The organism is Embleya sp. NPDC050154 (assembly GCF_044460165.1).
In the GTDB taxonomy this organism is placed as follows: Bacteria; Actinomycetota; Actinomycetes; order Streptomycetales; family Streptomycetaceae; genus Embleya.
Window position 1 is genome coordinate 75,270 of record NZ_JBITJP010000006.1, and the last position, 14,054, is coordinate 89,323.

Annotated in this window: 14 protein-coding genes; 3 read left to right on the top strand and 11 right to left on the bottom strand. The window is 62.9% G+C overall.

What is annotated here, in order from left to right:
• Nucleotides 1–64 precede the first annotated feature (64 nt).
• From ACIBSV_RS15025 to ACIBSV_RS15070, 10 genes are all read right to left on the bottom strand, one after another.
• The gene (locus tag ACIBSV_RS15025) at nt 65–1,282 is read right to left on the bottom strand and encodes a tyrosine-type recombinase/integrase (RefSeq protein ID WP_395862926.1); all 1,218 of its coding nucleotides are present in this window, start codon (nt 1,280–1,282) and stop codon (nt 65–67) included.
• On the bottom strand, nt 1,282–1,497 hold the full coding sequence (locus ACIBSV_RS15030; protein WP_395862928.1) for an excisionase family DNA-binding protein: 216 nt from the start codon (nt 1,495–1,497) through the stop codon (nt 1,282–1,284). Before ACIBSV_RS15030 ends, ACIBSV_RS15025 begins: the two co-directional genes overlap by 1 nt.
• Complete coding sequence (locus ACIBSV_RS15035) at nt 1,494–3,089, bottom strand: replication initiator (protein WP_395862929.1); 1,596 nt, start codon at nt 3,087–3,089, stop codon at nt 1,494–1,496. Before ACIBSV_RS15035 ends, ACIBSV_RS15030 begins: the two co-directional genes overlap by 4 nt.
• Complete coding sequence (locus ACIBSV_RS15040) at nt 3,086–3,364, bottom strand: hypothetical protein (RefSeq protein ID WP_395862931.1); 279 nt, start codon at nt 3,362–3,364, stop codon at nt 3,086–3,088. Before ACIBSV_RS15040 ends, ACIBSV_RS15035 begins: the two co-directional genes overlap by 4 nt.
• Entirely contained in the window at nt 3,357–3,722 is a 366-nt protein-coding gene (locus ACIBSV_RS15045) for a hypothetical protein (protein WP_395862933.1), read from the bottom strand. Before ACIBSV_RS15045 ends, ACIBSV_RS15040 begins: the two co-directional genes overlap by 8 nt.
• Nucleotides 3,719–5,086 carry an FtsK/SpoIIIE domain-containing protein gene (locus tag ACIBSV_RS15050; protein WP_395862935.1) on the bottom strand — a complete coding sequence of 456 codons (1,368 nt, stop codon included), beginning with the start codon at nt 5,084–5,086 and terminating at the stop codon, nt 3,719–3,721. The genes ACIBSV_RS15045 and ACIBSV_RS15050 overlap by 4 nt, the downstream gene beginning before the upstream one ends.
• 119 nt (nt 5,087–5,205) lie before the next feature.
• Complete coding sequence (locus ACIBSV_RS15055; protein WP_395862936.1) at nt 5,206–5,607, bottom strand: plasmid replication, integration and excision activator; 402 nt, start codon at nt 5,605–5,607, stop codon at nt 5,206–5,208.
• Nucleotides 5,608–5,716: 109 nt separating this feature from the next.
• Nucleotides 5,717–6,448 carry a GntR family transcriptional regulator gene (locus ACIBSV_RS15060; protein WP_395863463.1) on the bottom strand — a complete coding sequence of 244 codons (732 nt, stop codon included), beginning with the start codon at nt 6,446–6,448 and terminating at the stop codon, nt 5,717–5,719.
• 133 nt (nt 6,449–6,581) lie between these two features.
• The gene (locus tag ACIBSV_RS15065) at nt 6,582–6,905 is read right to left on the bottom strand and encodes an ATP-binding protein (RefSeq protein WP_395862938.1); all 324 of its coding nucleotides are present in this window, start codon (nt 6,903–6,905) and stop codon (nt 6,582–6,584) included.
• 394 nt (nt 6,906–7,299) lie between these two features.
• A complete protein-coding gene (locus tag ACIBSV_RS15070; RefSeq protein WP_395862940.1) occupies nt 7,300–8,043 on the bottom strand; it encodes a GntR family transcriptional regulator in 744 nt (247 codons plus the stop codon).
• An 89-nt stretch (nt 8,044–8,132) separates the two neighbouring features.
• Here ACIBSV_RS15070 and ACIBSV_RS15075 point away from each other — a divergent pair, with 89 nt between their 5' ends.
• From ACIBSV_RS15075 to ACIBSV_RS15085, 3 genes are all read left to right on the top strand, one after another.
• Nucleotides 8,133–9,230, top strand: a complete 1,098-nt coding sequence (locus ACIBSV_RS15075) for a DUF1152 domain-containing protein (protein ID WP_395863465.1) — start codon at nt 8,133–8,135, stop codon at nt 9,228–9,230.
• 336 nt (nt 9,231–9,566) lie between these two features.
• Nucleotides 9,567–10,874, top strand: a complete 1,308-nt coding sequence (locus ACIBSV_RS15080; RefSeq protein ID WP_395863467.1) for a reverse transcriptase domain-containing protein — start codon at nt 9,567–9,569, stop codon at nt 10,872–10,874.
• A 9-nt stretch (nt 10,875–10,883) separates the two neighbouring features.
• Complete coding sequence (locus ACIBSV_RS15085; RefSeq protein ID WP_395862941.1) at nt 10,884–11,399, top strand: hypothetical protein; 516 nt, start codon at nt 10,884–10,886, stop codon at nt 11,397–11,399.
• A 153-nt stretch (nt 11,400–11,552) separates the two neighbouring features.
• Here the strand turns inward: ACIBSV_RS15085 and ACIBSV_RS15090 are convergent, their stop codons facing one another.
• On the bottom strand, nt 11,553–12,710 hold the full coding sequence (locus ACIBSV_RS15090) for a toll/interleukin-1 receptor domain-containing protein (protein ID WP_395862943.1): 1,158 nt from the start codon (nt 12,708–12,710) through the stop codon (nt 11,553–11,555).
• Between the last annotated feature and the right edge of the window lie 1,344 nt (nt 12,711–14,054).

The window sequence follows — 14,054 nt, forward strand, 5'->3', positions numbered from 1 at the left end:
AGTACGAAGGCCCAGGTCAGGGGATGTTTTCCCTGGTCTGGGCCCTCGTCGTATCTCGGGACTTTCAGCCCTTGCGTGCCCCTCGCGTGCCCTTTGCTTCCCGGGTCGGCTTGCGGGCTTGCTTGGCGTCGCCGCCGCTGGACCGGGTGGATTTTTTGGCGCTCTTCGGACGGCTCCCGCCCCGAGCGGCCTTGATTCGGTCGTTCAAGGCGTCGGCGATCTCGTGATCACGCTCACTGGTGGCGTGCTGGTAGATCATCGCGGCCCGGGTCGAGGCGTGGCCCATGCGCGCCATCAGTTCCTTGAGGCTCGCGCCCGTGGACGACGCGAGGGTGTTGCCCGTGTGCCGAAGATCGTGAAAGTGAACGTCCTTCACCCCGGCGTCGGCTAGGCCCCGCTTCCACACTCGGGTGAAGTTGCTGCGGCGGACACGCCCACCCTGCGGCCCGACGAACACGTATCCGTCGGTCTGCTTCTCGGCGTAAACCTTCAGGTGTCGTTGCAGGTCAGGGATGATCAGCGCCGGAATCGCCACGGTCCGCTTCCCTGCGGCGGTCTTCGGATCCTTCGTGGTCAACGTGCCGTTGTTGAGTTCGGCGGAGGGTCGGCGGACCCGCACTGTGCCTGCGACGAGGTCCACGTCCTTGCGCAGCAGGCCGGCCAGCTCTCCGAGACGAAGCCCGAGGAAGGCCGCGACGAGCACCATCGCCCGGTAGCGCTCCTGGATGGCGTCCGCCACCTTGAACACTTCTTCGATGGTGAGGACCGGCCGTTCCGGCGATGATTCGGCACCGGCACCCTTGATGCGACACGGGTTCCGCCGGATCATCCCGTCGTCGGCCGCGGTGTTCAGGATGGCTCGCAGGAGGCGATACGACTTCGCGACCGTGACCGGGCCGACCCCGGCGGAGAGACGGTCGTGCCGCCACGTGCGTACGTGCGCTTCCTTGAGGTCGGCGAGATCTTTCTCACCAAAAGTCGGATTCAGGTGAAGCCGATTCAGACCTTCGTAAAGATCACGCGTCGTTCGTTCTATGTCACGCTCCTTGATCCACCTCTCCGCGAACACCGAGAAGGAGATCTTCCCGGCCTCCGGGTCGATCCAGGTCTCACGCCGAATCTCCGTCCGCTTTTCCGCGAGCCAATCGTCAGCGTCGACTTTGGTCGCGAAGGTGCGATCGGCGGGAAGCAGTTCACCCGTCTCCGGATGCGGAAACCGTGCCTGCCAGCGACCCGACGGGAGCTTGCGCACACGTCCCCACGTGCGCCGCTTGCCGGCCATCAGGCAGCCCGCCTGCGAGTGCTCCGGGGTGCGATCGTCCCGGACGAGATGTAGGCGTCGACGGCATCGGCCGGAATTCGAATGTGTCGCCCGAGCCGCACGAAGGTAATCCGCCGCTCGGCGATCAGACGTCGGACGAACCGTTCTCCCACACACATTTGCTCTGCCGTTTGAGGGACCGTCAGAAGCTTTCGCCCTCTCGTCTTCGAGGTCACGCGGCCCTCCCCCGGGCAGTTGCCGAATTGTCGAGCGGTCCGTCTGCGCGGGCTTTCGCCTCGTCCATGGCGGTGCGCCAGCGGATGCGTTCGGCAACCGCGCGAAGGAGGCGATGAGAGAGCGGTGCGACGTCCGGGTCGTCTCGGCCGACGGGTTGCCACATGAAGCGGTTGGGGTCGGGGGCGTCGGCGGGTTGGCCGATGAGGTCGAGGACCCAGGCGCGGCGCTCGGTCTTGTGGTCGGCCATGGTCTTGCCGGACCACTTGCGGGAGACGAGGACGCGCCGGCCGCCGTAGCCGAGGTGGGTGCGTCGGTGGGCCTTCGACTTGCAGCAGCCGGGACGCAGGCCCGCGCGGGCGTTCTTCGGCTGGACCCCGTAGAGGAGCCAGTTGGCGCAGGTGGGCGAGCAGGGCTCGTAGCGGAGGGCTTCCACGAGTCGGTCGACGTGTGCGTTCTGGGCGCCGCTCTGGGCTTCGTGGGACTCGTGCGCGGACTTGTTGAGGTACTTGGTCAGGTAGCCGATGCAGCGGCGTGCGTCGGGCGAGCCGACCAGGACGCCCTTCGCGTCGACTTGAGTCCCGAACCGGGCGACATGGATCGGCTCCGCATCGTCGGCCAGATCGTCCAACGCCTCGTCCCAGGTGGGGAGTTCGGCGCCGTTCGTCGGGTCGAGGTACGCGCCAGCCTCCGTGTCCCAGACTGGCGGTCGGTCGGTCAAGTAGGCCGGCTCGTCGCACGCTGGCCACCACACTTGGTGGTACGTGGCCGCCGCCACCTGACGGAGTTCGGCCCGCGAGACCGTGCCCCGGATCGCCAGGTGGATATGCGGAGCCAACCGCCGCTGATACTCCACCGCGGCGAAGTACTGCACGTCGAAGCCGACCAGGCGCCGCAGGTTCTGCACGAACCGATCGACCAGCTTGGAGAAGTGCAGCGCGTCCCGAGCAGCCGCCCGGTAGTCGTACGCCGACGCGTCCACGGGCGTCCCGTCGCGGCGTACACGCCCGTACGAGGGCAGCGTGAGCGTCACGAACAAGGACGGCCGAAACACCTTGCCGTCGGGCGCGGTGTACGCCTTCCCGACCGTCCGCGCATCGACCTCACGCCGGGGCAGATCCGGAGCATCCTGCCGCCGCCGCGTGGACCGCACCCGCCGCGTGACCGGGTCCGGGTCGATGTTCCCGCGTACGCCCGAGTCGGCCAACTCCACGTCCACGGCCGCCAGGTCCTCCCCGAGTTCGTCCCACTCCCCGCCGCGCGCCAGGTCGTGCTTCTTCGTCCAGTCCGCCCGCAGTTCAGCCAACAACCGCTGTTCGTCGGTCGGCTCGTCGGCTTCCTGGATCGGTTCCTCGGTCAGGTGCCACCCCTCACGGCACTGCGCCATCCGCAACCGCCGCTTCCGCTCAGCGCAGGTCGGACACACGCTCGCCAGCGTCGCCCCACACGGGACGTCGACCACGGTCGTCTCACCGGTCACGACATCCGTCCGCCGCAAGGCGATCGGCCGGACACAGACCCCGTGTTCTTGAGCGACAGCCCGCACTACCTCACGTGCCAGCGGCATCCGCGCGCGTTCCGCCCGGGTAGTCATCGATCACCTGCCGGAGGCAGCGGACCGTACTTTCGGTCGAGTTCAGCCATGAAGGCGTCGTCACTCCGCCTCGTCTGGCTGACCAGATCTGCACGCACGCGATAGAGCACCGCCGTGGCCGTGTCGATGCCCTGGATAGCGGCGTTTGCGGCCTCACGTCGTTCCGCCGAGGTGGGACCGTCCGTCTCGCCGGTCCAGATGGCCACTGCCCTCCCCGCAAGTGCCAGCAGGTTGTGCACCGCGGCCATGCGCTCGCTCATGCTCGGCTCAGCCATGGCACGACCCCTCATCGGTCGCTTCATCGCTCAGACGTGCACGCGACCACACGGTGATCGAGGCGCCCGCGATGCTGCCCACCGCCTGGTATTGCACGTACGACGCGCCCGACGTGGTCACCCGGGCCGACGTCGTCACGCCCTTGGCGATTTCTCCGGCCCACATCCCAACGGCTGCCGCAGCGAAAGCCGAGTCGGTGTCGTCGAACACGCGCGCCGTCAGGTTCCACTCGTCCGTCTCCGCGCTCCACACCGTGTGGACGGAGATCAGGTCGGGCAGCGCCGGGCGGGCTTCGATCAGCGCGGCCAGGCCTGCGAGCACATCCCCGAGGTCGGTCAGGATCGGGATGGACGTCATGCCGCCGCCTCCAAGCCGCCGCGTCGGCCGTAGTCGTGGACCATCGCGTCGATCGCGTCATCGGAGACGAACGCCGCTCGAACGCGGACGGGTTCCGGCTGTGTCTCGTGCTTGACGTAGCCGACACCCGCGCCGATCTCGGGTTGCGGCGAGATCAGGTCCGCCGCGGCGCCACGCTCCCGGGCACCGTTGCCGAGGACCATGTCCACCTGGTTCGGCTCGTCCAGCCGGAGGGCGATCCGGTCCGGGAACAGGTTGCGGATGTTCATGACCTCTTTGCGCGGATCCTGCAAGGCCCCGATGACGCAGAAGCCGACGGACCGCCCCTGTGAGGTGAGTGTGGCTATCGCCGCGTCCGCGCGCTTTCGTAGATCACGGTCCGGTTGATACGCCGTCAGGAACGCCAGTTCATCGACGATCAGCACGACGAACGGGCAGGCAGAGGAGGGTTCGTGCTTGCGAACCTTGCCCGCGAAGGTCTGGGCCCGCGTATTCATCTCGCCCGCGGCGTCTTCCAGGAGTTCGACCATGGCTGCCGGCTCACAGGCGTAGCGGTGGAAGAGCTGCCGGCCGTAGGACAACTCCATGCGCTTCGGGTCGCACGCCCAGAGCTGCACGATGCCCGAGCGGGCAGCCGGCAGGAGCGCGCGGATGACGCCCCAAAGCACCGACCCCTTGCCCGCACCGGTCACCCCGGCCACCAGGACGTGCGTTCCGTGGAGTCGCAGCCGCCACGGCGACCCGTCGTCGCACCGCCCGATCTCCGCCGACGTGAACTCCGGTGTCCACGGATCCTCGCGCTCCCCCGCCGGCCGCCCGAACCGGATGGACGCCAGCCCGGCAGCGCGTTTGGCCACGTCGCCCAGTCCGGGCAGCGGAGGAGTCTCGAAGGATTCGGCCAGCGGGTCCGTAAACCAGGCCCGCAGTACGACAACGCCCCGAGCAGGTGAGGACGCTTCGACCCGGAAGACCTTCCAGGAGTGCGCGATCCCTTCGACGTGGTCAGCGAGGTTCTTCGGGATCTGCCCCGGCAGGAGGGACACGACGACCTCGAAGCCCAGTTGGTGACGCCGGATGCGCAGGATCTTCGGATACCGGTACTCGAAGGTCTCGTCGATCCGGGACACCGGTTCCTGCTGCCATGCGCCGAGCGCCTTGGACAACGCGGGCCAGCCCCTTCGGACTCGCGCCGCGAAGGAGAACAGCCACCACCAAATGCCGGCCACCGCCGACGTCAGGTAGATGGAGACGACCAGATACGAGGCAGTCAGGCCGGCTTTCGCGCGCACCGCCTCATAGACGACGTACAGGGCCACGAGCAGTAAGGCACCCAGCCTCACCCAGGGCCGGTTGAAGACATGCATGATGGGAGACACCCCTTCGAAGATCACCAGGTCGTTCGGATGGGGGCGGCCCCGGTGCGTGAGACCCGCCAAAGTCAGTTCGCACCGGGGCCGCGTCGTACTCCGTGCACGACGAGCCGTCAGGCCGCCGTCTTGATCGCGCTCTTCAGCGGTCCACCCGGCGCACGCAGGCCGGACGCGCGGTATGAGAACGCCACGCGGCTGGTGGACTGGTTGACGTACGCCGTCACCGTCACGCCCTCGAACTCCACCGGCCGGAACGGCAGTCCGGGCAACGTGTCCGGAAGGACCGGCTCGGAGTCGGAAGCCACCTTGACCTTCACGGTCGCCTCGTTCGCGTCCGGGTCACCGTCGACCACGGAGACCGCCCAGACCGGCAGCCCGGTCGTCTTGTCGCGCGCCTGAACCTTCACACCGCCCTTGGACGCCTCGAAGTCGGCCATCGGAACCACCGACTTCGCGAACGCCCCGAACGGGAACACCGCCGCGAAGGACACCGGGATCGCACCCTTGATTGCCACGAACACACCCCTTGTCCAGTTGACTTATCAAGCACTATCGACGTTAGACATGACAGGTTGACTTGTCAAGTTGCTTTGCGGAGGAAACCCGCCGCCCACAGCGGGATCCTCAGTGAACCGAGTAGACGTCTTCCAGCTCGTGCCGGTCACCGGCCAACACCACGTCCGCGACGTACCAGGCCCTACCGGTCGAGTCGTGGCCGATCACCAGCAGACCGAGAACCGGCTCCCCTGCCGGCAGCTCAAGCAGTTCGGCTTCCTGGTCGCCGGCGAGCCGTGCGCAGATGCGCTCGGTGATGTGGTCGATCCGGACCTTGCCGCGGCTCTCGAGATGAGCCCTCAGCCCGCCGGGCAGTGCCTGATCCGAGGCGAGGTCCGTGCGCTCCGCGAGTTCCAGTGGGAAGTAGGACGAGACCAGTTCCGAGGGTCCGTCCTCATCGCGCACCAGCCACCGCCGAAGAAGGGCCTTGGCGCCGGAAGGCAGGCCCAGCGCGGAGGCGGCCCGCCGAGGAAGGTCGACCGTTGCGACCGCGATCAACTCGCCGGGGCCGGAGTCCTCATCGCGCTCCATGACCTCCAGGCCGCGGCGAGCAGGTGTCGCGCGAGACGACTCGGGCCGCCCTCGGACGAAGGTGCCCCGACCTTGCTGCGACTCGATCCAGCCGTCCTGCCGCAGGATCTGAAGCGCCCGCACCACGGTGGGCCGCGACATCCCGAATGCCTGCACGAGTTGGTGTTCGCTCGGCAGGAGCGATCCGGCCGGATAGGTGCCGTCTTCAATGCGCGACTGAAGCGTCTGCACCAGGCGCACGTACTTCGGTGGAGCCACCTCATACGCCATGCTGCACCCGGTTCTCACTTGACCTGTCAAACGGTTGACCCGTCTACATTCGCAGCAGATGTAGCCACTTTCAAGCTCATCCATGCAGCTCAGTCGATCAAGCAGGCCACGCGCTACTGGCGGAAGCAGCTGGTCAGGCCAAGCGAACGGTGAACCACACGATGGTCCCGCCGTCTCGGCCGCGCTCGCTTCCGCAGTGCTCGGAGAGCATGCCGACGAGGAAGAGACCTCGTCCGTCGCAGTCCTCCGGTTCGGGCGCGCACGAGAAGGGAATTCCACGCCCGGGGTCGTGCACTTCGATCCGCAACACGTCCCCGTCGAGCCAGCACAGCACGTTGATCAGCCACTCGTACGCGACCTTGACGTGCTCGACCGCGTTGGTGACCAGCTCCGAAAGCATCAACACGCAATCGGCGGAGTCGAATTCGGGGTAGAGCATGTCCAGCAGCGTCGACATCTGGGAACGGCCGACGGCGACAGCTTCCGCAACCGGACGAAGCACGATCCCACCCAAGAGCCGGGCTGTCGGGCTTGGTGCGATGGGACTGATGGGGATGGACATCGTCACGTGCGCTCCTTACCGCTGCCACCACAGTCGAGGCAGCGCCGCTTCTGAGTGACTCTCTTTCGGCCGTTCGAGACGCTCAGCGCCGCACTCGCCCGACCACCCACGTGCTTCCAGCCGCGCCCGCGGCAGCGTGGGCACTTCCGAGACGGCGAGTCCCCCGACTTCCCTGACGAGCCCATCCCGCCGCCCCCTCTCCTCAAGTGGCCTTAGCCACTTACTGGATAGTGGCATTGGCCACTTCGGAGCGCAAGCGGTACTGCACAGATCGTCTTCCGACGTGCTGTCAGCCCAGCGGGTACTCGCGCTCGAAGGCCCACCGACCCTGCGGATACACCGCCTCCGCGAACTCCAACGGACGATCGGCATCGTCATAGACCGTGTGCCGCACGACCATGACCGCCGCAGGTTCGCTCATCCCCAGCTCGGCAGCCTCGTCACCCTGCGCGAGTCGAGCGCAGACCCGGTCTTCGCCATACCGGCCGTGCCGGCCGCTCACGTCCTCGACGTAGGCGAGAGTGCCCTGTCGGATGCGCTCCGGGATCAGCAACAACGGTGCGATCTCAGCGAGCGCCGGGGAGAACCACGACGTGGAGACTTCGACCGGCCCACCCTCGTTGTTCGTCACCCGTCGACGGTGGATCGCCTGGGTCGTGCCACCCGGAAGCCCGAGACCGCGCACGACGTAGTCAGGAGCGTCGACCAGGCCCGTCGACTTGATCACCGCGTATTCGCCGGGCGCATAGATCTTACCCAACTGACGCGCACGTCCATAGCGTTCACGGGCCCGCCGGTGGATCTGGACTTCCTGAACGTACGTACCGGAGCCCTGCCGCTTCTCGACCAGGCCCTGTTGGCGAAGCGCGTCCAGCGCACGGGCCGCAGTCGGCCGAGAGACGCCCCATTGCGTCACCAAGGCTCGCTCGGAAGACACCTCGTCGCCGGGGCGAAGGTCGCCGCGCAGGATCTGATCCCGCAGGAAGTTGGCGATCTGAAGGTACTTCGGCAAGCTCTCCTCGATCTCGGGCACTGCTCCTCCTAAAGTGGCTATGACCACTGGCCACTATAGAGCTGGGCCGCCTGCCACCCGCATAGGGTGACCATGTGACGCGGCTCTTAGTGGCTGCTGGGGGAGGTGGCGACGCCGTAGCCGCCGCCATGATCCACGCAGCCGAACACGGCACCGACCAAGAAGCCCTGATCCTCACGTACTCGTGGGATCGGCTCCTCATCGACCCACGCCCAGGCCCACGCAGCGCGGCCGACTTCACCGGCCTGGAGACGTTGGCCCCCGGCGTCCTCACGTTCCGCCCGACGTCGGCTCTCGTCGACCCCGCCGGCTCGTCGACGCTGCCCCGCCTCTCGGGTGAGATCAGGCCCGCGATCGCGCTCTTGGACCCGTATCGCGGCGCCGACAGCTTGACCGAGCAGATCACCGCAGCCATCACTTACACCAGTGCGGACGCCATCGAGATCATCGACATCGGAGGCGACGTCATCGCCCGAGGCGACGAGCCCGGTCTACGCAGCCCGTTGGCGGACGCCCTCACCTTGGCCGCATGCGCGAACGCCAACGTGCCCACGGTCGTCACAGTCGCTGGCCCCGGACTCGACGGCGAACTCCCCGAAGCCGAAGTCCTGTCCCGACTCGGCGATCCGGCCTTCACCCTGATGCCTGAACAAACGACCGCATTTCTTCCGATCTTCACGTGGCACCCATCAGAAGCCACAGCCTTGCTCTCAGCAGCCGCCCGAGGCACCCGAGGCATCTGCGAGATCCGCGACGCTGGCTTGCCCGTCGCACTCACCGACGCCAGCCCAGGCGTCTACCGCCTCGACTTGGACGACGCGTTGGCCATCAACCTCCTGGCCCGCCGCCTCATCGCGACAACGTCCCTGAACCAAGCCGAGCAAATCACCCGCGACGTCTGCGGCTTCAGCGAACTCGACCACGAACGCAACAAATCCATTTGGATGAGTACGCAAACAGGAAATTTGAACACGCCAACGGATTTGACCGCAAGGGCTAACACGTTCCTCAGGGATGCGAACAGCCGAGGCCACCAGTTTGTCACTTTCCGCAGGCTCGCCGAAGCTCTAGAGATTAAAGACGGATTCCCGCCCACACTGCGAGCAACTATTTCAGCCTTGCTTCCCGAGCCTGCAACGATACTAGTGGTGTCGACGCAATTCCATTTCCCAAATTTGCACGAATGACTCTTTCAACCGTTCACGCACAACCGGAGCTGGCCTCTACGGCACACAGAAGCCGCTTATGGGCAGCGGATATTTCCGTCGATCAAATTCCCATTGCGCCAGTAGATTTTTGGCAAGGCGCTCCAAACTACCAGCGAGGCTGTTCTGTTGGCGAGACACTCATACAGCGAGCTTCCGATTCAACAGGCAGTCGACCTAGCATGGTTCAGGCTATTTAAGATGCAGTCCGCATCCGAAATCCCAGACATCATCGGCCTAGCAGACACCAATAGATGCTGGGTAGAATTCAGAAATGAGATTCTGCGCGACCTTCACCGCACTGACTACGCACCGCAAATGATTGACATAGTCGACTACCCTAAGGATGAAATTAATGTAAGGCCTCTCAGTCGACTTTCAGTGCGAGATCACCTCATATTCGATGCGCTATCTTTCTCTGCTGCTCCACTGATAGATCAATCTCTTAGTTCTTCCGTGTACAGCTATCGCTGGAGTTTTCGCCGGTCAACACTCAACCCTCCGATTGAGTCTTGGCGAAGAATGCGAAGACGCGGATATTCCGAGTTGGAGAATAAATCCACACGACTTGCTATTACAGATGCGACGTCATTCTACGAGCACGTGGATGTGGAAACACTCGCCGACGACCTGGAAGCTCTCGGCTTATCTTACTCGAAAGTCAAGCAGATCAGCATATTCCTTGACTGCTTTCGGTCAACCAATCAGGCATGGGGAATACCACAGGGACCTGATGGTTCAGGTGTCCTCGCAAATCTCTATCTTGCTCCGGTCGACGAGCAGTTAAGGCAACTTGGGTTGCGTTTCGTTCGCTATTCCGACGACATCAATATCTTCGGCCAGGACTGGGAGGTCCTTCGCAGCGCACTGCTGGCCGTAAATTCGATATTCCGCACTCGTCGCCTATCTCTCTCTGCACCCAAGACTCAGATTCTAGAGAATACCGAGGCATTATCCTACTACGATGACAGCGAGAAAAACGCGATCAATTACGGCATATATTCGAGAGATAGACGCCCTACCCCAGACCTTCACAGATACTTTGACACTGTCATCGGAAGTGAAAGGCCAAGCGCTCGCGATCTCAAATTCGCTTTGAATCGCTTGGCTATGACCAAAGATGATTACGGGATTCATTGGGTGCAAAGAAACCTAAAAAGCTTTGCACATTGCGCCAAGGAATGCTTTGGATACTTGAGCAATTTTCCGGCACATCAATCTACCACCTCTAAGGTCGTAGCCAATCTCTTGGCCGAGCACTCGCTTCGCGACTACCCACACCTTCAACAGCGACTTTTGCGGTATGTATTGAAAGAGAACGTCATCGATTTTCAAATCTTGGAAGCATCCTGGGAGATACTGAAGGATAGAAATTGCCAGACATTCCCAAGGGAATTTGCAGCTAGGTATATCGGACGATTCGGTGACTATGTAAACGGGCCCCTACTAAAGGCGGCTTACGAGACAGAGGAAGACACTCGAATCAAACGAGCCCTCATGATTGCCATGTACGAGTCGGGATACCAATCCAGTCGATTGATCTTGGCCGCAGGCAACACTTCCCCGAACTTGCGCCATGTATCACGATACCTTCTTTCAAGTCCATCCATACCACTTCCCGCGTAAGGAATTAACTTGGCACTGTCCGAGACTGAAGCAAAGCCATACACAGATGAGCTTTCTTCGATATATGACAGCAGTTCATATTCTGCCCAAGCTTATTTCGAGGCTGCTAAGTCGGCGGAATTCTGGGGCAGAATAATTGTGTTCGCTCCGGCGCTGGTCGCCGCGATATCAGGTTCCATCGTTGCGCTAGGTGGATCAAGTCTGTGGGGTATCTCCGGAGCTGTTTCTGGAGGCGTCGCAGCAACCGCTACATTCATGGGATCTGCTCAAAAAACTCCTATGTACCTCACTTCAGCACGGAGATATACCCAGCTAAGACATGGTGTCAGGTTGGCCAAGAGAACAGCACTGGACTTCGCGACCGTCAATGAACTTTCACTCGCAGTCCAAGATTTCAATCGCCAACAAAACGAGATCATTGATCAAGATCTTCCCATACCAAACAGACTGTATGCTCGGGCAAGCAGAAGAATTTCGACGGGAATCTTGACCGACAGCACCACAACACCAAGCCCACCCGTTTGACGTCGCGGGTTGCCGAGTTGGGCTCTACAGACATCGAGAGCGCCGCGCTATGCGCGCCGCATGTCGGCGCTCTGTGGGCCCGCACCGCGCTGCGGCGTAGCCGCCGGTCACGGTGCGGGCCCGCAGAGCGCCGACGCCTGTGGCAGATACGCTCTAGCTCCCGGCAGCGAGCTGAGACCACCGGCTCAGGATGTCCATGGAGTCGCGCAAGGCCAGGATTCCGTTCCGTGCTGGCACTAGCGACTTACGCAGGGGAACACTCACTGTCGAAATCATTTTCAAGTTTTCAATGGCTTCGTTCATTTCCCTAGAGATCTTTTTCATCTCTTCCGGCTGGGTCTGCAACGCAGCGAGCGCTTGACGTACAGTCCGCTGCGGCTGAGGAAGATTGATACTAGACATCTGATCCAATACCAACCTAATCATTGCGTCACAGCGGGCAACGTCCGTCAAGAGCCGTGCTGCCGTACCTTCAAACTCCAGCGAGGGAATTTTGAGAGCGTTGGCGGCAGCAAAGGCCAGCGTGCGCGGGTCCTTGTCCCCCCTATCGCTGAACTTCGAGAATTCTACCCCAGCAACATTGGACCATTCCTGGAACGCCGCCATCGTTTCAACCACCCCGGCCCCTACCTCCGGGATGACTTGCTCAAGTTTTTCTTGTAGGTCAAAGATACCTAGTTCGCCCTCGTCTTCATCGCTTTGATCACCGATTGTGACCGTTGCGCTGGCCGGTGATGCTGGGGCCGCCGGACTAATCTTCCCTGAAGATGGGTCCATCTGAGCGAGGTGCTTCTCAGCTGACTCCAATGCCAAAATCAGGCTTTCGGTCGCTTCATTAACCGCTTCACGCCATACTTGCGTGCCGGGGCCAGCCAGAAAAGCCTTCTCAAAGTTCTTATACTGGCGCTTAGCGATAATTTGAACCACCTCCCTACTGTCGTCCGAAGAGATTCTTTTGGCGCCAGCAATTACGATCGGGAGGATCAACTCTCTAACGCCTCGCATTCCTGTCAAATTATAAAATGTCATCAACTCTTCCCTGCACACCTCCCTGTTGAAGTACTTCATAGTAATGATCGGAATAAACGCGGTGGCGTTGAGCACCGCATTCGTAATTCCGTCGCGCCATTCTTCACCCCATTCCAAGTCCGCCCGATCAACATAGGCGTGAAGAATGCGGCCGGTCTGGGCCTCGTACTGGCCTTCGAGATCTTTCTTGAATTGCAAAACCGGCCCATCAAAAGTCTCGTCGTCCGCGTGGGCGTAACTGATGAAGCAACGCGCAGGTTCGTCCAAGGTGTTCTCATCCATGGAGGCACCATACCCCCATGTTCGACTCGTTCGAATTTACTCCTATCGTGATCGAGAATGTTCCGGAGCGCCATTTTTTGACGAGTTTCCAGCTCGCCCTAACCTCACTTCCTCAGGGAATGTGAACGATCAGCTCTGCCGCGGCTTCGTGGTTGATCTTGAGCCAAGGGGTTTGTCCAGCTCCCTCGCTGAAGAGTTCGCAGGTCAGCCTTCCAATCTAGATCTATGGCTAATACCAACTGGCCATACGCAAACTGAAGTTCGCAGCTGCGCTGCGAGCCGTCTCGGGACGGCCCACGACCTTCGACCGTGACCGGGGCGCGCTCGTGCCGTAGGACGCCCGGCAATAGTTGGCAACGAGAACCAAGTTGCGGTTGCCGAACACCCGGGTTGTTGGTCTGGTTGAGTAACCCGCGCGCAAACCACGCCGCACCACCAGGTCCTCGGCATGCCGTGGACCTGGTGCGTGGGTCGGGACTGGTTGTGCAGGACGCATGTAATGATCCTGGTATTGCGTGGGCCCGACGCAGTTCACGTACTGGTCAGAGCCCCGATTTCGGGAATGGGCTGACACCCGCTCCGGGACCGCGCTTCGAGCGATGGAGCGGGGCTCTGCCCCGGACCCCGGCCCTCTCTCGGAGGGGTGGCCAGCGGACGAGGCTGCGGTTCGTGGGTGGTCTCTGCGTCTGGGGGTTCCCTCCTCGATCGGGCACCGGAGGCGTACCCGGAACCCCGGAGGGGCGCAACGGCCGAGCGCGAGCGTCACGGTGTGAGCCGTTGCGCCCCTCCGGGAACCCGGGTCCGTGCAGGCATGCCCGATCGAGGAGGGAACCCCCAGACCGACCACCCACTTGTGGGACGAGGACAAGGCCGGCTCAGGTGCACCCTGGCGCGTGTCGTGCCCCTCGCGTGCCCTTCACGTGCCCGTAGGGGCGGGCAGCCACGGGTACTGGCGGTCAGAAGTTGGCGGAGAGTCATCGGGGTACCCACTCAGGCCGCGCATGGGTTGCCGAGCGTCACCACCCGGGAACTTCCAAGCTAGTGGTGCGAGTTCGATCCTCGTCACCCGCTCAGAAGTACGAAGGCCCAGGTCAGGGGATGTTTTCCCTGGTCTGGGCCTTCGTCGTATCTCGGGACTTTCGGTCCTTGCGTGGTTCTGGCGTGGTCTTGGCTTTCGACGTGGGCTCGCGGGTACGGGTCTCGTTCGGGGATTGGGGCGGACAGATTTTTCGTGGGCTTTGGTATGGCTCCCGCCTCGTTCGGGCTTGATCCGGGCGGGTGACGCGTCGGTGGCCTCGTGATCACGCTCACTGGATCGATGTGCCGCGATGGGGCCCGCCGGGG